Here is a 17,714-nt window from a genome sequence, read left to right as displayed (position 1 = left end):
GCATCACCTACGCCACGTCGGCGGCGATGAGCGCCCGCGCCCGGGTGACGACCTCGGCCGGCGACGGCGAGATGTCCACCACGACCCCCGCCTCGTCAGGCTGAAGGGGCTCGAGTGTGGCGAGCTGCGAGTCGAGCAGACTGGGCGGCATGAAGTGGCCGCTGCGCTTCTGCGTGCGGCGTGCGAGAACCTCGCGTTCCCCGTCGAGATGGACGAACGTCACCCCACCCGCGGCAGCGCGGATCAGATCCCGATAGTCGCGTTTGAGCGCCGAACATGCCATGACCAGGCCGGTACCTGCGCGCCTTGCGCGGGCGAGCTCGTCGCCGACGCGGGCCAGCCAGGGTCGGCGATCATCGTCGTCGAGAGGTGTGCCCGACGCCATCTTGGCGACGTTCGATGCGGGATGCAGCGCATCGGCATCGATGAACGGCACGCCGAGTTCATCCGCGAGGCCCGTCCCGACCGTCGTCTTTCCCGAACCCGACACGCCGAACACGACGATCAGTGGTGCGTGCTGCGCGTTCACCAGTCGTGGACTGTGCCGTCGGCGAGCCGGTTGTAAGGAAGGTATGCCTGCTCGTACGGGTACTTGCCCGCCTCGTCGACGTTGAGTTCCACACCGATCCCGGGCTTGTCACCCGGGTGCAGCATCCCGTCGTTCCAGGTGAATGACTGCTCGAAGACCCGGTTCGTCTTCTCGCCGTGCTTCATGTACTCCTGGATGCCGAAGTTGTGGATCGACAATCCCAGGTGCATCGCGGCAGCCATCCCGACCGGCGAGATGTCGGTGGGCCCGTGCATACCCGACTTGATCTGGTACTGCGCGGCGAACTCGAGCACCTTCTTCAGGTGGGTGATGCCGCCGGTGTGCGTGACGGCGCTGCGCACGTAGTCGATGAGCTGCTCGCGGATGATCTGCTGGTAATCCCACACCGTGTTGAAGATCTCGCCGATCGCCAGGGGCGTGGTCGTATGCGCTCGGACCAGGCGCAGGGCCTCCTGGTTCTCGGCGGGAGTGCAGTCCTCGAGCCAGAACAGATCGTAGGGCTCGAGCGACGTGCCGAGCTTTGCCGCTTGGATCGGGGTCATCCGGTGGTGCCCGTCGTGCAGCAGCGGGACCTCTGGCCCGAATTCGTTGCGCACGGCCTCGAAGACCGTGGGCACATGCCGCAGGTATGCACGGGTGTCCCAGTCCTCTTCGCTGGGGCGCGCGCCGCGCTGCGCGGGCTCGTAGTCGTAGCGCACTCCCTTGTTGCCCTCGGACGTGGCGTTGGAGGCGATGCCGTAGATCGCTCGCAGCCCGGGTACACCGGTCTGCACCCGGATCGCCTTGTACCCCTGCTCCTGGTACGAGCGGATCGAGTCGAACAGCTCGGGCAGCGACCTTCCCGACGCGTGCCCGTACGCCAGCAGGCCGGTGCGCGATGCGCCACCGAGCAGCTGATACAGCGGCATGCCCGCCGCTTTCGCCTTGATGTCCCACAGGGCGACATCGACCGCCGCTATCGCCGCCATCGTCACCGGCCCCCGCCGCCAGTACGCCGAGCGGTAGAGGAACTGCCAGGTGTCTTCGATGCGGTGCGCATCGCGGCCGATCAGCAGCGGCACGACGTGCTCGGACAGGTAGGCGACCACCGCCTGCTCGCGCCCGTTCAGGGTCGCATCCCCCAGCCCGGTCAGCCCGTCGTCGGTCGTGAGCTTGAGGGTCACGAAGTTCCGGTCGGGACTGGTGACGATGACCTCGGCGCGTTCGATCTTCATGGTGTTTCCTTCACTCAGGGAATGGTGGGGTCAGCAGGCGGTGCGCGGCGTCACCACTCGGCCAGCGAGCCATCGTCGTATCGCCACACCGGCGAGCGCCACTCATGGCCCTTCGCATCGGCGGCACGCACCGCGGCTTCGTCGATCTCGATGCCGAGCCCCGGTCGGGTGAGGCGCTCGATCGCGCCATCGACGAACTTGAGCGGCTCCTTGTCGAGCACGTAGTCGAGCACTTCAGCGCCCTGGTTGTAGTGAATGCCGATGCTCTGCTCTTGGATGAGGTAGTTCGGCGTGGCGAAGCCGACCTGCAGGCAGGCGGCCAGCGCCAGAGGACCGAGGGGACAGTGCGGGGCCAGCTGCACGTCGTAGACCTCGGCCAGCGACGCTATGCGCCGCACCTCGCTGATGCCACCCGCGTGCGAGAGGTCGGGCTGGGCGACGGCGATGCCGGCCTGCAGAACGGGCAGGAACTCCTGCCGACTGTACAGCCGCTCACCCGTGGCGACCGGGATCGTCGTGGAGGTGACGAGGGCGCCGATCGCGTGCGAGTTCTCGGGCACGACCGGTTCTTCGAGAAAGAACGGATGGAACGGTTCGAGAAGCGGCGCTATCCGGCGGGCGGTGGCCAGCGTGAATCGTCCGTGGAAGTCGACGGCGATGTCACGGTTCGGGCCGAGGACCTCACGGGCGGCCGCGACCCGCCGCACCACGGCATCCAGTTCCGCGACCGATCCATTGCGGCTCATCCGCCCGCTCGCGTTCATCTTGACCGCAGTCAGCCCGACATCCAGCTGCGCCTGGATGGCATCGGCGATCTCGGACGGGTCGTCGCCACCCACCCAGCCGTAAGCGCGGATGCGATCGCGGACCGCACCGCCGAGCAGCTGGTGCACGGGCACTCCGAGGTGATGCCCGGCAAGATCCCACAGCGCCTGATCGATGCCCGAGACGGCGCTGGCGAGCACGGGTCCACCGCGATAGAACCCCGACTTGCTCAGGACCTGCCAGTGATCCTCGATGGTGAGAGGGTCGCGGCCGATCAGATACTCCGCGAACTGCGTGAGTGCGGCGCGCACCGTGTCGGAGTGCCCTTCGAGGGATGCCTCGCCCCAACCCACCTGGCCGGAGTCGGCCTCAATGCGCACGAACAGCCAGCGCGGGGCGACCAGAAACGTCTCCAGACGATCAATCCTCATGCGAGATCAGCCCTTCGTCGCCCCGGCCGTCAGGCCCGAGACGATGTACTTCTGCGTGAACAGAGCGATGACCATGATCGGCACGGTCACCACGACGGCGGCGGCCATGAGCCCGCCCCAGTCGATGCTCGCGTACGACACGAAGTTGAAGATGGCCACCGGGAGCGTCTTCGTGTTCGCACCCGAGAGCACGAGCGCGAACATGAAGTTGTTCCACGAGAAGATGATCGACAGGATGCCGGAAGTCGCGATACCCGGCACCGACAACGGCAGCGTGATCTTCAGGAACGCCCCGATGGGGGTGAGCCCGTCGACCTGCGCCGATTCCTCGAGGTCTTCGGGCAGCGAGTCGAAGAACGACATCATGATGTAGACGATCAACGGCAGCGCGACGAACATGTGCGAGAGGATCAGCACGCTGTATCCGCCCACCAGGCGTAGGTTCGCGAAGATGAAGTACCACGGCACCAGCAGGCTGACGCCGGGGATGATGCGTGCCAGCAGCACCACGCCCGCCGAGCGGCCCATCGAGAATCTGCTCATCGCATAGGCCGCGGGCACGCCCACCACGAGCGACAGGGCTGTCGAGGCGAAGGCGATCCACGCGCTGTTGAAGATGAACTGGAAGTAGTTGTCGCGGCCCAGCACATTCGCGAAGTTCTCGAGAGTGGGCGTGAAGACAAGCGTCTTGGCCGCGTCGTAGATGTCGACGTTGGTCTTGAACGACGACAGCAGCATCCATGCCAACGGCAGCACGAAAACGAGCACGATGACCACCAGCGCTATCGCGCGGAACCACGTGTAGGCGCGTGAGCGAAGCGGACGGCGACGGCGCGCGGTCACCGAGGCAGATGCAGAAACGGGACTGCTCGGGGCGAGAGTGGGTGTCGTGGTCATTTCGACGCCTTCTCCTTTCTCCGGAACGTGATCAGCCACATGATGGCGATGATCAGCAGGAAGAAGATGATGAGCACGGCAGAGGCGACGCCGTACTCGTTGTAGTCGAAGCTGAGCCCGTATGCGTACACGTTCAGGGTCTCGACCTCGTGGAAGGCGCCGCCGCCCTTGCCCTTTGTCGCATACAGGATGTCGAACGTCTTGAGCGCGTCGATGCTGCGCAGCAGCACGGCGACCACGACGGTGGCCCGCAACAGCGGCAAGGTGACGTACCAGAATCGTTGCCAGGCGTTCGCGCCGTCGATGCGTGCCGCCTCGTCGGGCTCCTCTGACAGCGACGTGAGCCCGGCCAGCAGAATGAGCACCACCATCGGCGTCCACTGCCAGATGTCCATGAACATCACTGTCGGCAAGGCGGTGTATTCGCCCGACAGCCAGGGTTGGGCGGGAATGCCGAAGAAGCCGAGCAGTTGGTTGGCGAAGCCGATGTTCGGGTCGAAGATGAGCTTCCACATCATCCCGACGGCGACCGGGGTGGCAACCAGCGGCAGCAGGATCGCGACACGCACCCAGCGTTCACCGCGGAACGGGCGCCAGAGAAGCAGCGCGATCGCCATGCCGAGCACGAGCTCGACGATGAGCACGCCGCCGGCGAAGATGAACGTGCGCCAGACCGCCGGCCAGAACCGCTCGAAGTCGGCGAACACCGCCGCATAGTTGCCCAGACCGATGAAGTCGTGGTCGGCGCGCACCGAGCCCTCAGAGTTCGTGAGGCTCAGGTAGATCGTCCAGACGAGTGGGATGGCGATGAGCAGACCGACGATGATCATCGCCGGCGATGCGAACAGCCATTTGCGATGGCGGTTCGCCCAGTCCGAGAACGTCTTGCGGCGCGATGCGGCCAGACCGGTCGTCACAGACATCCTTCACCTCCTTGTGCGGGGCCGGCGGCGGCCGGAGCGATCCATTCGGGATGCCGCTCCGGCCGTCGCGGGCACGTGACGTGCTGTTGCTACTTGTTCTCGTCGTCCAACAGCGTCTGGAACGCCTTGTTGGCAGAGTCGGCGGATGCCGCTGAGTCACCACCAGTGATCGCGACCACGATCGGCTCGCCGACGATTTCACGCGCCTCGGGCACCTTGATGACCAGCGGGCGGTCATGACCGACACCGGTCTTCGTGCTGGCGGCGATCGCCGCCGCAAGGTCGGTGGGGTAGGTGGAGATACCATCCGGGTCGTCCCACACCGACGTGCGCGCTCCCGGCACGCCTGCCTGCTGGATCTCGAGGGTCATGTCCTGGCTCGTGGCCCACTCGATGAACTTCCACGCGTTGTCCTGGTGCGACGACGACTCATTGACGCCCAGGGCCCATGACGGCACGTTGTACGCCTTCGAACCGGCCGGACCTGCGGGCAGCGGCGCGAAGCCGACGGTGTCAGAGACCTTCGAGTTCGAGGGGTCGGTGGCGTTCTTGTAGAGACTGTCGGCCTCGGTGTAGAAGGCTGCGCCGCCCTGCGTGAAGATCGCCATGGCCTCTGACCAGCTCATGTCGGTGCTGACGTTGGCCGGGCCGAAGTCGTGGATGAGCTTTCCGTAGGTGGCGTACGCGGCCTTGGCCTCGGGGGTGTTGATGCTCGCGTTGCCGTCAGCGTCGGTGAAATCGCCGCCGTAGCTGTACAGGAAGCTCGAGAACTGCGTGACCGCCGCCGACTTACCCGTGCGAGCGACGAAGCCGGCGACACCGGGGTTGTCGTTCTTGATCTTCTCAGCCGCCGCCAGCAGGTCGTCCATGGTCTTGGGCACTTCGAGCCCGGCCGCCTTGAGCAGATCCTTGCGGTAATAGAGCACTTCCTGCTCGGTGATGATCGGCACCCCGACGACCTTGCCGTCGTACGTCGTCGAGTTGACCGGACCCTCCTGGAAGTCCGACCAGTTCCAATCGGCGTTCGAGGCCACCTTGTCGGTGAGATCGGCCATGTACCCGTTCTTGGCGAACAGCTTGCCCTCCTGCAGGGGGCGGTACATCATCACGTCGATGTCATCGGTTCCCGCGTTGAGCTTGACGTTGTACTGGTCGGACAGTTGGTCTTCGCCGAACTGCGCGACCTCGACCTTGATCCCGGTCTGCTTCTCGAACTCCGGGATCTTCTTCTTGATGATGTCGGTCCACACGTGGTTCACGAGCGTGACGCGGAGCGTGTCCGAATCGCCTGAGCCGCCGCCCGAACTGCACGCGGCAAGGCCGCCTGCCATGACCAGCGCTGCTGTCGCCAGGCCGGTGAGTCGGAGTACCGATCGCTTCATTACGACTTCCTCTGTCTTGGTGTGATGATGCGTGCTCTTGTTGCTGCGAGGCGCCGTTGCACTCCGGCTACATCGCCCCAATTACGGAAACCTAGCAAATAACATCTGCTTTATTCAACTGCGTGATCGGAACGATATGATCTGTTCGTGACCGACAACGTCAATGAGGTCGAGCCGGGGCGTCACGATGCCGCCGCGCACCCTCAAGGGCTTCACGCCCACGTGCTCGACAAACTCGGACTCGCCCTGTGCACGGGTGAGCTTGCCGCCGGATCAGTCGTGCGCATTGACGAACTCGAACAGCGATACGAGGTGTCCCGCTCCGTCGTGCGAGAGGCTCTCCGTGTGCTCGCGGCGATGGGCATGGTCTCGGCGCGCCGAAGGGTGGGGGTGCACGTGCTGCCCCAGTCGGAGTGGAATCTGTATGACCCGCAGCTGATCCGCTGGCGTCTGGCATCCCCCGGTCGTATCGCCCAGCTGCGCTCGCTCACCGAATTGCGCAACGCGATCGAGCCCGAGGCCGCTCGGCTCGCGGCCATTCGCGCCCCGCTGGCGGGTGCAAGCGAACTGATGGGCCTTGCCGGCAAGCTGTGGGCGGCCGGGCAGGAGGGCGACCGCGACCGCTTTCTCGAGGTCGACATCGAGTTTCACCGCCTCGTGCTGACCAGTTCGGGCAATGAGATGTTCGCCAAGTTGCACACGCTCGTCGAAGAGGTGCTCACCGGGCGCACGCAGTACGGGCTCATGCCCACCCATCCACACATCGAGGCGCTGCAGTTTCACGTCGATGTGGCCAGCGCCATTCAGCGCGGCAATGCTGAGAACGCTCAGGCGGCGATGCTGCGGATCATGCAGCGGACGTTCCTCGAGATGAGCTCGATCTGGGAGGGTGGCGAAGTCGACGACCTCGCCACCGATGCCGCTGCTGTGCAGCATCCCGACGGGGCCCCGCCCAGCGACGGCGGCGCCTAAGGCGTGAGTTTCTTCAATAGCCCGGGCACGCGCTCCAAGAGCGCGCGCTCCTGGTCATCGAGGCACGCGGCGATCATGTCGCCGATGAGGTCGCGCCTTGTCTCCCGGTCACGTGCGAGTGCCTGGGCGCCGGCGTCGGTGATTCGGATGACGGATGCCCGCGAGTCCGCCGGGCTCGCCTGCCGCGCGACAAGGCCCGAATGCTCGAGTTCGAGCACAGTTCTGCTCATGGCTTGATGGAGCACCGCCAGATGTGTGGCAAGTTGGGTGATCGTCTGGGCGCCGGCTCGGTCAAGCTGCGCGAGAGCCTCTGCGCGGCTTCGGGTGAGTTCGTCGCTGCGGGCGCGGGTTCGGCGCACGAAATAGCTGACGGCCTGCCGCAGCTGCTCAGCGAGCGCGCTAGCCGAGGACTCTTCGCCCGGGAGGGACGCCATCAGATCTCGATTGACGCACCCGGCGCCAGCGGAACCAGCTCAACGCCGGTGAGCCCGTCGGGGCCCAGGAACCGTGCGAACGACCCGATTCCGATTTCGCTGAGCATTGCCTCGTGGATGGGGACCGTCTGGCGTGGTGCGATGGCGCGCACGAAGTCGATGGCATCTCCCACCTTCGTCCACGGTCCGCTACTTGGAACGAGAACCGTGTCGACCTGGGTTGCGGGGACAGCGTAGGCGTCACCGGGGTGGTAGACCGTGCCCGCGATCAGGTAGCCGGCGTTGTCGGGAACGGAGATTCCGTCATGGATGAGGGCATGCGGGCCGCCCACAACCGTCACGTCGATACCGGCCACCGTGAGTTGTTCGCCATCCGCGACGCGGTGCAGCCGCGCACCCTCGATTCCTGACGCGGTGAGAGCTTGAATCACCGCTGAGGGGCCGAACACCGTGAGCTGTGGTCGCGTCTGCAGCGCGTCGCGCACGGCATCGAGGTCGAAGTGGTCGAAATGGTCATGGGTGATCAGCACGGCGTCTGCCTGCGCGAGCAGATCACGGGCGTTCGGTGTGAAAGTGCCGGGGTCGATCAGGATGCGCACGCCGCGATCTTCGACAACGACGCACGCATGTGCATGCTTGGTCAGCTTCATGGAACCACCTCCGAGGAGACTATACAACATTGTTGTATAGTCTCGGCCACGGCTGCCAGTTGCCGTCGGGGCTGACTGCGGCCACGGCTTCGAGCCTGGAGCGGGCGCTTTCCAGCAGTGCGGCGGGCACATCCTCGGCGCGCAATTGGCCGCTGTTCTCGGTTTCTGCGTCGAGGCCGCACAGGCGATAAGAAACGGTCTGTCCCATTCCCTTCACGAAGCCGTACCCACGGTCATAGCTCCACTTCGCACGGCGTGGTTCGCTGACCGTTTCGGCGAAGCCGCCGCCCACGATGGCGAACGTCTGCCATTCGAGTTCTTCCGCACCCTCTTGCCAGCGCTCATCGCAGGCCTTACAGCCACATGAGGGGTACCGCGCCTCGAAGAGCGTTCCGGCGTACAGGCGCAGCGCCGGGTAGTCCGTCAGGACGAACACGAGCGGCGCGCAGGCATCGCCTCGCGGCGTCAAGCGCACGGCACGCACCGTCTGCTCGGCGGCCGGCTGGTGCAGCAGGTTCGTGGTGACGTGATATCCCTCCTCGACATCGACGTCGTAGGTCGTGACGAGATAGTCGATGAGCGCCGTCGCCACGGTGTGCAGGGGAGCGAAGCGCTCGGGGTGCTCTTCCACGGAATAGCTGTCTTCGGGTGGGGTTCCACCGCGGCTCGCCCACCGGTTGCCGTAGTCGATGACAGTCCCGTCATCGTCTCGAAACTCGACCGGCTCGATGTGCGGCCTGGTGTACTCCCTCATGCGAACGATTGTCTCGTTCTTGCCGGTGGATGTGTCAGCCCGTCATCGCACTGACGAGAACGTAGACCGTCAACACGACCACGACCACGCCCACGAGCAGATCGGTCAAGGTCGCGACGACCTCCTGGGCGTTCTTCCCCTTCTTCGCCACGTGCAAACAGCCTGCGATGAGTAAGAACACACCGCCCGCAACCCCGGCAGGCACCGCCCAGCCGGGAACGAGCGCGAAAAGCCCGGCCACTCCCATCGCGATGTTGGCCGTCCCCAATTCGCGTGTCACTTGGACTTCCTGCACACCCGGCGCGTCGACACCGAGGACCTGAGCCGTGAGCCCTTTCCCGGATGCCTGCACAGCACCGGCCACGAGCAGACGCGTGCCCACGCCCCAGAAGACCCACCATTTTCCGAAGACGAGGATCGGGTCCCCACCAACGGCGATCAGTTCGACGACGCCGCTGACCACCGGCAAGACGACCGTTTGCGCCAGCACGACGATGATGTAACCCATTCATCCACACCTTTCACGCCCTCGTGAAAAGAAGAACGGCCCCTCTCGGGGCCGTTTCTCGCTGTGTGCGCGAGGGGGGACTTGAACCCCCACGCCCTTGCGGGCACTGGCACCTGAAGCCAGCGCGTCTACCAATTCCGCCACTCGCGCGAGTCGGGGACAACCCCGAACTCAACTTGTCGAGGATAGCACGGAGGCACGCACGGTCCGAATCCGAGGAGGACGCGGCATCCCCTGTCGACGCGTCACAGAAAAGGCGGCCACCGCACCCCCGAAGCCACCCCTTCTGTGACACGCGCTGCCGTCCAAGTTTCGCCTCCCCGCGGCATCCCATCCGCGCGCGGTGACAGCCCCTCCGCGCGCAGTGACAGCCCCTCCGCGCGCGGCGACCCCGGCCACCGTGTCACAGAAAAGGCGACCACAGTCCGCTCAGGGCCACCACTCCTGTGACACCCCGGCGCGGCGCGTCACAGAAAAGGCGGCCAAGGCGCCACCAAGGTCGCACCTTCTGTGACACGCACGGCCGCGCAGGGCTCGCCTCCCCGCGGCATCCCATCTGCGCGCGGTGACAGCCCCTCCGCGCGCGGCTACCCCGTGGCGGCCCGGCGTGGCATCCCGGCATAGCATCCCGGCGTAGCATCCCGGCCACCGTGTCACAGAAGAAGCGACCACAGCCCGATCAGAGCCACCACTCCTGTGACACCCCGGCGCGGCGCGTCACAGAAAAGGCGGCCACAGCGCCCCCGAAGCCACCCCTTCTGTGACGCCTCCCGCGAGCGCGTCACAGGCGCGGCGGCATGCCCCCGCGGCGCCCCGCACGATGTGTGACACGCGCCGCAAAGACACCGCCGAGAGGGTGATTACACCGGCGGAACCGGGCGAATCCACACTGTCCCCAGCCGGGACAACTACCATGTAGCCACCAGACCGCCTGCCTGAGGAGTCGTGTGGGACTACTTGACAGCTTCGAGAGGGGACTCGAGCGTGCCGTCAACGGCGCGTTCGCGAAGACCTTTCGCAGCGGCATCCAACCCGTCGAGATCGCCTCTGCCCTGCGCAGCGAGCTCGACAAGAAGGCCGCCGTCGTCTCGCGCGACCGCATTCTCGTGCCGAACACCCTCGCGGTGCGCCTGGCGCCGGCCGACTCCGAACGCATGGCGGCCATCGGCCCGGCGCTGATCGGCGAACTCACCGAGATCGTGCGCACGCATGCGGCATCCCAGCACTATTCGTTCGCCGGCCCCGTCTCGGTGACCCTGCAGCGCGACGATGAGTTATCCACAGGCACGTTGCGCGTGGATTCGCGCACGGCCGAAGGCACGGTATCGTGGCGCGGCGTGGTCGACATCGCCGAAAAGCGTCACCCGCTGCGCAAGGGGCGCACGGTGATCGGTCGCGGCAGCGACGCCGACATCACGATCGCCGACGCGGGCACGAGCCGCAAGCACGTCGAGATCCTCTGGGACGGCGAGCGCGCCATGGTGCGCGACCTCGGCTCGACCAACGGCACGCTGCTCGAGGGCCAGAAGGTCACCGAAGCGCCCCTGCCACCCGAATCGACGGTGCGCATCGGCCGCACCGACATCGTGTTCCGCGTGGTGCCACAGGCGGCTCCGATTGCGCGGGCGACGGATGCCGCAACCCGGCAGTTCGGCGTGGGGGAGGGCCGTCTGTGAGCGAGTTGACCCTTCTTCTTCTGCGCATCGGCTTTCTCGTGCTGATGTGGTTCTTCGTGTTCGCGGTGGTGTATTCGCTGCGCGCCGACCTGTTCGGTGTCAAGGTGCGCAAGCTGCCCGAACCACAGGCGGTGCCCGCGGCACCGGCACCCGCAGCCGCACCGGGCGATGCCACCGTGCCGGTGCAGGCGCTGAAGGCCCCGGCACCGGCCGGCGGCGGCGCCGCCACGACCCAGACCGTCTCGCGCATCGTCATCACGAGCGGCCCCAAGGCGGGCCTCGAGCTGCCCCTCGGGACCGAGCCGCTGACGATCGGGCGCTCGAGCGAGTCGGGGCTCGTCATCCGTGACGACTACACCTCCAGCCACCACGCCCGCCTCGTGCTGTGGGGCGAGCAGTGGATGATCCAGGATCTCGACTCGACCAACGGCACCTGGCACGACGGCCATCGCGTGTCGGCCCCCGCTCCGGTGACCGTCGGCGCGCCCATCAAGGTGGGCGCCACGACGTTCGAGCTGCGGAAGTAGGCCGCGGCCGACATGGTCTTCTCGGGCTCGAGCGCCGCGCTCTCGCACACCGGCAAGGTGCGGGCGAACAACCAGGACTCCGGCTACTCCGGCGCCAATCTGTTCGTCGTCGCCGACGGCATGGGCGGGCACGCCGGGGGCGACGTCGCCTCGAGCATCGCGATAGCGCGCCTGGAGGGCCTCGACCGCGTCTACGCGACCACCGGCGAGGCCGAGAAGGCGCTCGAAGACGCCATCCACGCCGCAGCCACCGACCTGATAAACACCGTCAAGACCAAGCCCGAGCTGGCAGGGCTGGGCACGACGGTCTGCGCGATCATCATGGTCGACGACTACGCCGTGATTGCCCACATCGGCGACTCACGCATCTACCTCTACCGCGACGACGCGCTGACCCAGATCACCACCGACCACACCTTCGTGCAACGCCTGGTCGACTCGGGCCGCATCACTCCCGAAGAGGCCCGCTACCACCCGCGCCGCTCGGTGCTCATGCGGGTGCTCTCCGACATGGAGGCCGATCCCGAGGTCGACACCTTCGTCATGCCGACCCGCCCCGGCGACAGGTGGCTGCTGTGCTCCGACGGCCTGTCTGGGGTCGTCGACGATACCCACACGGCCAAGACGATGGCGCTGGGCATGGCTCCCGGTCGCACCGCCGACATCCTGTTGAAGCAGGCGTTGGATGCCGGGGCTCCCGACAACGTGACGATTGTGATCGTCGACGTGGGCGGGCAGCACCCACTCGTCTCGGGCACGCCCACGGTCGTGGGTGCGGCATCCAACCCCCAGGGCGTCGAGGTGCCGGCCGCCCGCACCGGCCGCATCTCGTGGTTCCACCCCGCCCGGCAGGCGGCCAACGAGCCGACGCACTTCGAGCCGGCCGCCGAGTATCTCGAAGAGCTGATCGAAGAAGACCGCCGGCGCGCCCGGCGGCGGCGGATCGGCTGGATCGCGGGGCTCGTGCTCGTGCTCGCGCTCATCGCCGGCGCCCTGTTCGGCGCTTACCAGTGGACACAGACCCGCTACTTCATCGGTGCCGATGAACAGACCGCCACCGTGGTCATCTTCCGCGGCATCCCGCAGAACGTCGGACCGTTCTCGCTGTCGACGCCCTACGAAGACACCGGCTTGCCGCTGGCCGTGCTGCCCGAGTTCGAGCGCGAGACCGTGCAGCAGAAGATCCCCGTCGACTCCCTCGACGATGCCCACACGATCGTCGACCAGCTGCGTCAGAACATAGGGAGCGAATGATGCGTACGCCTCCCGGTGGAATCACGCCGGTCCGGCCCGAGCCGGCCGCGGCGCCGTCTGACGACGGCAGCACCGACACCGCTGTGCTGCGCGCGCTGCGCAAGATCCGCGTGCCACAGAAGCAGCGCAATCGCGAACTCGCGCTGCTGATCTTCGCCTTCCTGGTCAACGGCTCGGCGGTCGTGCTGGTGCAATTGGGTGCGGCCGGTGAGGTCGACCCGAAGTTCCTCATCTACCTCGGCGTGCTCACCGCCCTGGCGTTGGCGCTGCACATCACCCTGCGCATCGTGGCCCGCGACGCCGACCCGTTCGTGGTGCCGATCGCCACCGTGCTCACCGGCATCGGCCTGGCGATGATCTACCGCCTCGACGTGCACTGGGGCCGGCACGGCTGGGCCGCGTACTCGAACCGTCAGCTGGCCTGGGCGGGCATCGCCCTGGTGGGGGCGATTCTGGTGATCGTGCTGCTGCGCAATTACCGCGTGCTGTTCCGGTACACCTATCTGTTCGGGCTGGCCGGCGTCGTGCTGCTGCTGCTGCCGATGGTGCCGGGTCTGGGGACGGATGCCGGAGCCGACGTGTGGATCTCGCTGGGCATCTTCTCCTTCCAGCCGGGTGAGATCGCCAAGATCTGTCTGGCGATCTTCTTCGCGGGCTATCTCGTGCGCACCCGCGACAGTCTGACCTCGACCAGCAAGCGATTCCTCGGCTTCACCTGGCCACGCGCCCGCGAGCTCGGCCCGCTGCTCGTGCTGTGGCTGGTCTCGCTCGGCATCATCGTGATGCAGCACGACCTGGGCACGGGACTGCTCATCTTCGGCATGTTCGTCGCGATGCTGTACGTGGCCACCGGCAAGACCAGCTGGGTGCTCATCGGCGTGGTGCTGGCCGCCGGTGGCGCGTTCGTGGCCTGGCGGGTGCTGCCCTACGTGCACGGCCGGTTCGACAACTGGCTCAACGCCTTCGACCCCGACCTGTATTGGTCGTACGGCGGCAGTGCCCAGCTGGTCGACGGCATCTTCGGCATGGCGCACGGCGGCCTGCTCGGCACGGGGCTCGGCCAGGGCCGCCCATGGCTGACGCCGGTCGCCGAGAGCGACTACATCTTTCCCAGCCTGGGCGAAGAGCTCGGACTCATCGGACTTTTCGCGATTCTCGCGCTGTACATGGTGTTCACGGCCCGGGGTCTGCGCATCGGTGTGAACGGGCAGGATGACTTCGGCAAACTGCTGGCGGTGGGTGTCTCGTTCACCGTGGCGCTGCAGGTCGTGATCATGGTCGGCGGCGTCACGCGGTTGATTCCGCTGACCGGGCTGGCCACGCCGTTCTTGGCCGCGGGCGGGTCGTCACTGGTCGCGAACTGGCTCATCGTGGCGATTCTGCTGCGCATCTCTGATGCCGTGCGTTCGCGGCCGCGGGTGGTGATCGGATGACGTGCCCGGAACGTCGTTTCGACTCGCCTCGCCCGCTCAACGACCGGAATGGTGGTGATCGGCTGACATGACGAAGGAACTCAGACGCCTCTCGATCATCGTGTTGATCATGTTCCTGGCGCTGTTCGCCTCGACCAGCGTCATCCAGGTCGTTCAGGCCGACGACCTGGCCGCGAACCCGCTCAACCGCCGCACGCTGTACGACTCGTTCGACGTGCAGCGCGGGTCGATCATCGCCAGCGGCTCGGCGATCGCCAGCTCGAGCGCCACCAACGACCTGTACAGCTGGCAGCGCACCTACACCGACGCGAAGATGTGGGCACCGGTGACCGGCTTCATCAACCCGGTGCTGCAATCATCGACCGGCCTCGAACAGGCGATGAACCAGCCATTGTCGGGAACCAGCAACTCGCAGTTCCTCGACCGTATCGAGCGGATCGTCAGCGGTCAGCCGCCACGTGGGTCGAATGTCGTGCTCTCGCTCGACGCGAAGGTGCAGAAAGCGGCCTATGACGCCCTCGGCGATCTGCAGGGTGCTGTGGTGGCGATCGAGCCGAAGACCGGCCGCATCCTCGCGATGGTCACCAGCCCCAGCTTCGACACGAACACACTGGCCTCGCACGACACGGATGCTGTCAACAAGGCCTACGACAAACTCAACGACGACCCCACCCAGCCGCTGGACAATCGGGCGATCGGCGGCAACATGAATCCGCCGGGATCGACGTTCAAGCTGGTCACCGTCTCGGCCGCGCTGGCTTCGGGCGACTTCACGCCCGACTCGACGCTGCCGAACGTCGCGCGATACACCCTGCCGGGCACCTCGACACAGATCCAGAACGACACCGGCGGTACGTGTGGCTCGGGTAAGGAAGTCACGATCGCAACGGCGCTGCGGCTCAGCTGCAACATCCCGATGGCCGAACTGGCCAGCAAGCTCGGCGCCGACGCCATCCGCGCCGAAGCCGAGAAGTACGGCTTCAACTCCTCGTTCGAGCTTCCGCTGAAATCCTCTCCCTCGGTGTATCCCGACAGCCTGAATGAAGCCCAGACGGCGCTCAGCGGATTCGGCCAGAGTGATGTGCGGGCCACCCCGCTGCAGATGGCGATGGTCAGCGCAGCCGTCGCCAACGGTGGCATCGTCATGAATCCGCGCATGGTCGACCAGGTCGTCGGCCCCGACCTGACGGTGCAGCAGAAGTTCGACAACACCGAATTCGGTCGGTCTCTCGACGAGAACCTGAACCAGGAGCTGCGCGACATGATGGTCGCCAATGTCAGCGAGGGCATCGCGACAAATGCAAGAATTGACGGGGTCGAGGTGGGCGGCAAGACCGGCACCGCGCAGAACGGGGAAGATGACCCGTTCAGCCTGTGGTTCACCGGCTTCGCTCCCGCAGACGACCCCCAGGTTGCAGTGGCGGTCGTCGTGGAGAATGGCGGGGGTCAAGGGCAATCCGGGAGTGGAAACACGATCGCGGCGCCCATCGCGAAAAAGGTCATGGAGGCGGTGCTGGGTAAATGAGACCGACGCAGGGTGTGACCTTCGGCGGCCGCTACGAGCTCGACTCGCGGATCGCGATCGGCGGCATGGGCGAGGTGTGGGAGGCGACCGACCACGTCATCGGCCGCACCGTGGCCATCAAGATCCTCAAAGACGAGTACATGGGCGACCCGGGCTTTCTCGAGCGTTTTCGCGCCGAGGCCCGGCATGCGGCCCTGGTCAACCACGAGGGCATAGCCAGCGTCTTCGACTACGGCGAAGAGAACGGCTCGGCGTTCCTGGTCATGGAGCTGGTGCCCGGCGAGGCACTGTCCACGGTGCTCGAACGCGAGAACTCGCTGTCGACTGACAAGACCCTCGACATCGTCGCGCAGACAGCGGCTGCGCTGCAGGCCGCGCACGCCGCGGGCCTCGTGCACCGCGACATCAAGCCCGGCAACCTGCTGATCACCCCCGATGGACGGGTGAAGATCACCGACTTCGGCATCGCCCGCATCGCCGACCAGGTGCCTCTGACGGCGACCGGCCAGGTGATGGGCACGGTGCAGTACCTCTCACCCGAGCAGGCGTCGGGGCACGCGGCATCCCCCGCCACCGATATCTACTCGCTGGGCATCGTCGCGTACGAGTGCCTGGCCGGCAAGCGCCCGTTCACCGGTGAGTCGCAGGTGGCCATCGCGATGGCCCAGATCAATGACCAGGCGCCGCCGCTGCCGGCCACCGTCGCCCAGCCGGTGCAGAACTTCGTGCTGTCGATGATCGCGAAAAAGCCCGAAGACCGGCCGGCTTCGACCGCTATCGTCGCCCGCGCCGCGACAGCGCTGCGCCGCGGCGACATCGCTGCGGCCATCGCCGCGGTTCCCGCCATCGGTTCGGGAGTGGATGCCGCGACCCAGCTGCTCACGGCCACGGGTGACACCTCCGCTGCGACGCGGCTGCTGCCCGAGGCGGGGCTGCTGCCGGGCCAGCCCAGCGCACAGGAGCAGAAGAAGACCAAGAAGCGCAGCCCGTGGACGTGGCCGCTCATCGCGCTGATCGCCCTGCTGATCATCGTGCTGGTCGGAACGCTCTGGACGATCTTCGGACCCCGCGGCGACGCCGACGCGACGGGCAGTCCGTCCACCCCCGCGGTCACCGAACCCACGACACCGTCGAGCCCGTCACCGACCCCGGTGAACGTCGACGGACTCAGTCTGGTGGGCATGACGTGCGATGCGGCGGCGAAGCTGCTGGAAGAGAACGACCTCACGGCGAACCAGACGCCGGGCTCTCCCGCCACCTCTGACGACCAAGAGGGCACCGTGCAGTCGGTCGACCCGACCGGGAACGCCACCCCTCCCGCGGTCATCACCCTCACCTGCTACACCGCTCCGACGACGATCGAGCAGAAGCCCGGCGCGGCCTCGATCACGGGCACCGGCGACAACGGCCAGGTGATCGAGGGCGGCACGGCGACCGTGACGATCCCCGATTTCACGTGCCCCTCGGGCACCGGCAACCTCAGCGGCTACACCTTCACCGCCACCAACGGCCAGTTCGTCAACGGCTCGAACTCGGGCGACACCTCGACGCTTGAAACGGGCACCAGCCCCGGTGAGCTCTCGTTGAACGTCACCGGCACGGCCGGACAGTCGCTTGAGATCAGCTACACCGCGACGTGCTCGGGCGGCAACGGTGAGCTCACCTCACCGGCATCCACCAAGTCGGTCACCATCGGCGCCGCACCCGTGGTGACCCCGCCCGCCGACACCCCCACTCCGCCCGCCGACGATCAGGGCCAGGGCGATGGCACCGGGCAGGATGACGGGGGCAACGCGCAGGACGACGGCAACTGACCGCG

At 66.5% G+C, this 17,714-nt stretch carries 17 protein-coding genes and 1 tRNA gene; 7 read left to right on the top strand and 11 right to left on the bottom strand.

Annotation, left to right across the window (positions count from 1 at the left end; genetic code table 11):
• Window positions 1–7: 7 nt before the first annotated feature.
• The 6 genes from ET475_RS06885 to ET475_RS06860 form a co-directional block, all read right to left on the bottom strand.
• The gene (locus ET475_RS06885; protein ID WP_129387685.1) at window positions 8–529 is read right to left on the bottom strand and encodes a gluconokinase; all 522 of its coding nucleotides are present in this window, start codon (window positions 527–529) and stop codon (window positions 8–10) included.
• Window positions 526–1,764, bottom strand: coding sequence for a D-mannonate dehydratase ManD (gene manD, locus ET475_RS06880; protein ID WP_129387682.1), 1,239 nt, complete (start codon window positions 1,762–1,764; stop codon window positions 526–528). The genes ET475_RS06885 and manD overlap by 4 nt, the downstream gene beginning before the upstream one ends.
• 50 nt (window positions 1,765–1,814) lie before the next feature.
• Entirely contained in the window at window positions 1,815–2,960 is a 1,146-nt protein-coding gene (dgoD, locus tag ET475_RS06875; RefSeq protein WP_129387679.1) for a galactonate dehydratase, read from the bottom strand.
• A gap of 6 nt (window positions 2,961–2,966) precedes the next feature.
• Window positions 2,967–3,857 carry a carbohydrate ABC transporter permease gene (locus ET475_RS06870; protein WP_129387676.1) on the bottom strand — a complete coding sequence of 297 codons (891 nt, stop codon included), beginning with the start codon at window positions 3,855–3,857 and terminating at the stop codon, window positions 2,967–2,969.
• Complete coding sequence (locus tag ET475_RS06865; protein ID WP_242497791.1) at window positions 3,854–4,780, bottom strand: carbohydrate ABC transporter permease; 927 nt, start codon at window positions 4,778–4,780, stop codon at window positions 3,854–3,856. Before ET475_RS06865 ends, ET475_RS06870 begins: the two co-directional genes overlap by 4 nt.
• Before the next feature lie 89 nt (window positions 4,781–4,869).
• The gene (locus ET475_RS06860; protein WP_129387673.1) at window positions 4,870–6,162 is read right to left on the bottom strand and encodes an ABC transporter substrate-binding protein; all 1,293 of its coding nucleotides are present in this window, start codon (window positions 6,160–6,162) and stop codon (window positions 4,870–4,872) included.
• 147 nt (window positions 6,163–6,309) lie between these two features.
• Here ET475_RS06860 and ET475_RS06855 point away from each other — a divergent pair, with 147 nt between their 5' ends.
• Complete coding sequence (locus ET475_RS06855; RefSeq protein ID WP_129387670.1) at window positions 6,310–7,134, top strand: FadR/GntR family transcriptional regulator; 825 nt, start codon at window positions 6,310–6,312, stop codon at window positions 7,132–7,134.
• Here the strand turns inward: ET475_RS06855 and ET475_RS06850 are convergent.
• The 5 genes from ET475_RS06850 to ET475_RS06830 form a co-directional block, all read right to left on the bottom strand.
• Window positions 7,131–7,568 (bottom strand): MarR family winged helix-turn-helix transcriptional regulator, encoded by a 438-nt coding sequence (locus tag ET475_RS06850; protein WP_129387667.1) that lies wholly within the window; start codon window positions 7,566–7,568, stop codon window positions 7,131–7,133. The genes ET475_RS06855 and ET475_RS06850 overlap by 4 nt on opposite strands.
• Complete coding sequence (locus tag ET475_RS06845; protein WP_129387664.1) at window positions 7,568–8,218, bottom strand: MBL fold metallo-hydrolase; 651 nt, start codon at window positions 8,216–8,218, stop codon at window positions 7,568–7,570. Before ET475_RS06845 ends, ET475_RS06850 begins: the two co-directional genes overlap by 1 nt.
• Before the next feature lie 19 nt (window positions 8,219–8,237).
• A complete protein-coding gene (locus ET475_RS06840; RefSeq protein ID WP_129387661.1) occupies window positions 8,238–8,972 on the bottom strand; it encodes a DUF6226 family protein in 735 nt (244 codons plus the stop codon).
• 34 nt (window positions 8,973–9,006) lie between these two features.
• Window positions 9,007–9,480: a hypothetical protein gene (locus ET475_RS06835; protein ID WP_129387658.1), complete on the bottom strand. Its 474-nt coding sequence runs from the start codon at window positions 9,478–9,480 to the stop codon at window positions 9,007–9,009.
• Between the two features lie 66 nt (window positions 9,481–9,546).
• Window positions 9,547–9,630 (bottom strand) — tRNA-Leu (locus ET475_RS06830).
• 797 nt (window positions 9,631–10,427) lie between these two features.
• Between ET475_RS06830 and ET475_RS06825 the strand changes: the two genes are divergently transcribed.
• From ET475_RS06825 to ET475_RS06800, 6 genes are all read left to right on the top strand, one after another.
• A complete protein-coding gene (locus tag ET475_RS06825; RefSeq protein WP_129387655.1) occupies window positions 10,428–11,156 on the top strand; it encodes an FhaA domain-containing protein in 729 nt (242 codons plus the stop codon).
• Window positions 11,153–11,683, top strand: coding sequence for an FHA domain-containing protein FhaB/FipA (locus ET475_RS06820; RefSeq protein WP_129387652.1), 531 nt, complete (start codon window positions 11,153–11,155; stop codon window positions 11,681–11,683). Before ET475_RS06825 ends, ET475_RS06820 begins: the two co-directional genes overlap by 4 nt.
• Window positions 11,684–11,695: 12 nt before the next feature.
• Window positions 11,696–12,937 (top strand): PP2C family protein-serine/threonine phosphatase, encoded by a 1,242-nt coding sequence (locus ET475_RS06815; protein WP_129387649.1) that lies wholly within the window; start codon window positions 11,696–11,698, stop codon window positions 12,935–12,937.
• The gene (locus ET475_RS06810; protein ID WP_129393754.1) at window positions 12,937–14,370 is read left to right on the top strand and encodes an FtsW/RodA/SpoVE family cell cycle protein; all 1,434 of its coding nucleotides are present in this window, start codon (window positions 12,937–12,939) and stop codon (window positions 14,368–14,370) included. The genes ET475_RS06815 and ET475_RS06810 overlap by 1 nt, the downstream gene beginning before the upstream one ends.
• A 67-nt stretch (window positions 14,371–14,437) precedes the next feature.
• Window positions 14,438–15,895, top strand: a complete 1,458-nt coding sequence (locus ET475_RS06805; protein ID WP_129387646.1) for a peptidoglycan D,D-transpeptidase FtsI family protein — start codon at window positions 14,438–14,440, stop codon at window positions 15,893–15,895.
• Window positions 15,892–17,709 carry a serine/threonine-protein kinase gene (locus tag ET475_RS06800; protein ID WP_129387643.1) on the top strand — a complete coding sequence of 606 codons (1,818 nt, stop codon included), beginning with the start codon at window positions 15,892–15,894 and terminating at the stop codon, window positions 17,707–17,709. The genes ET475_RS06805 and ET475_RS06800 overlap by 4 nt, the downstream gene beginning before the upstream one ends.
• Window positions 17,710–17,714 lie beyond the last annotated feature (5 nt).

The sequence above is a fragment of the Microbacterium protaetiae genome (assembly GCF_004135285.1).
Lineage (GTDB): Bacteria > Actinomycetota > Actinomycetes > Actinomycetales > Microbacteriaceae > Microbacterium > Microbacterium protaetiae.
Note: the sequence above shows the minus strand (reverse complement) of the source record. Positions and strands in the feature narration are given on the sequence as shown.

What these genes read in the sequence shown, in the direction of transcription:
- manD (WP_129387682.1), bottom strand. Translation starts at nt 1,764, where the DNA reads ATGAAGATCGAACGCGCCGAGGTCATCGTCACCAGTCCCGACCGGAAC.
- dgoD (WP_129387679.1), bottom strand. Translation starts at nt 2,960, where the DNA reads ATGAGGATTGATCGTCTGGAGACGTTTCTGGTCGCCCCGCGCTGGCTG.
- ET475_RS06870 (WP_129387676.1), bottom strand. Translation starts at nt 3,857, where the DNA reads ATGACCACGACACCCACTCTCGCCCCGAGCAGTCCCGTTTCTGCATCT.
- ET475_RS06865 (WP_242497791.1), bottom strand. Translation starts at nt 4,780, where the DNA reads ATGTCTGTGACGACCGGTCTGGCCGCATCGCGCCGCAAGACGTTCTCG.
- ET475_RS06860 (WP_129387673.1), bottom strand. Translation starts at nt 6,162, where the DNA reads ATGAAGCGATCGGTACTCCGACTCACCGGCCTGGCGACAGCAGCGCTG.
- ET475_RS06850 (WP_129387667.1), bottom strand. Translation starts at nt 7,568, where the DNA reads ATGGCGTCCCTCCCGGGCGAAGAGTCCTCGGCTAGCGCGCTCGCTGAG.
- ET475_RS06845 (WP_129387664.1), bottom strand. Translation starts at nt 8,218, where the DNA reads ATGAAGCTGACCAAGCATGCACATGCGTGCGTCGTTGTCGAAGATCGC.
- ET475_RS06840 (WP_129387661.1), bottom strand. Translation starts at nt 8,972, where the DNA reads ATGAGGGAGTACACCAGGCCGCACATCGAGCCGGTCGAGTTTCGAGAC.
- ET475_RS06835 (WP_129387658.1), bottom strand. Translation starts at nt 9,480, where the DNA reads ATGGGTTACATCATCGTCGTGCTGGCGCAAACGGTCGTCTTGCCGGTG.
- ET475_RS06815 (WP_129387649.1), top strand. Translation starts at nt 11,696, where the DNA reads ATGGTCTTCTCGGGCTCGAGCGCCGCGCTCTCGCACACCGGCAAGGTG.
- ET475_RS06810 (WP_129393754.1), top strand. Translation starts at nt 12,937, where the DNA reads ATGCGTACGCCTCCCGGTGGAATCACGCCGGTCCGGCCCGAGCCGGCC.
- ET475_RS06805 (WP_129387646.1), top strand. Translation starts at nt 14,438, where the DNA reads ATGACGAAGGAACTCAGACGCCTCTCGATCATCGTGTTGATCATGTTC.
- ET475_RS06800 (WP_129387643.1), top strand. Translation starts at nt 15,892, where the DNA reads ATGAGACCGACGCAGGGTGTGACCTTCGGCGGCCGCTACGAGCTCGAC.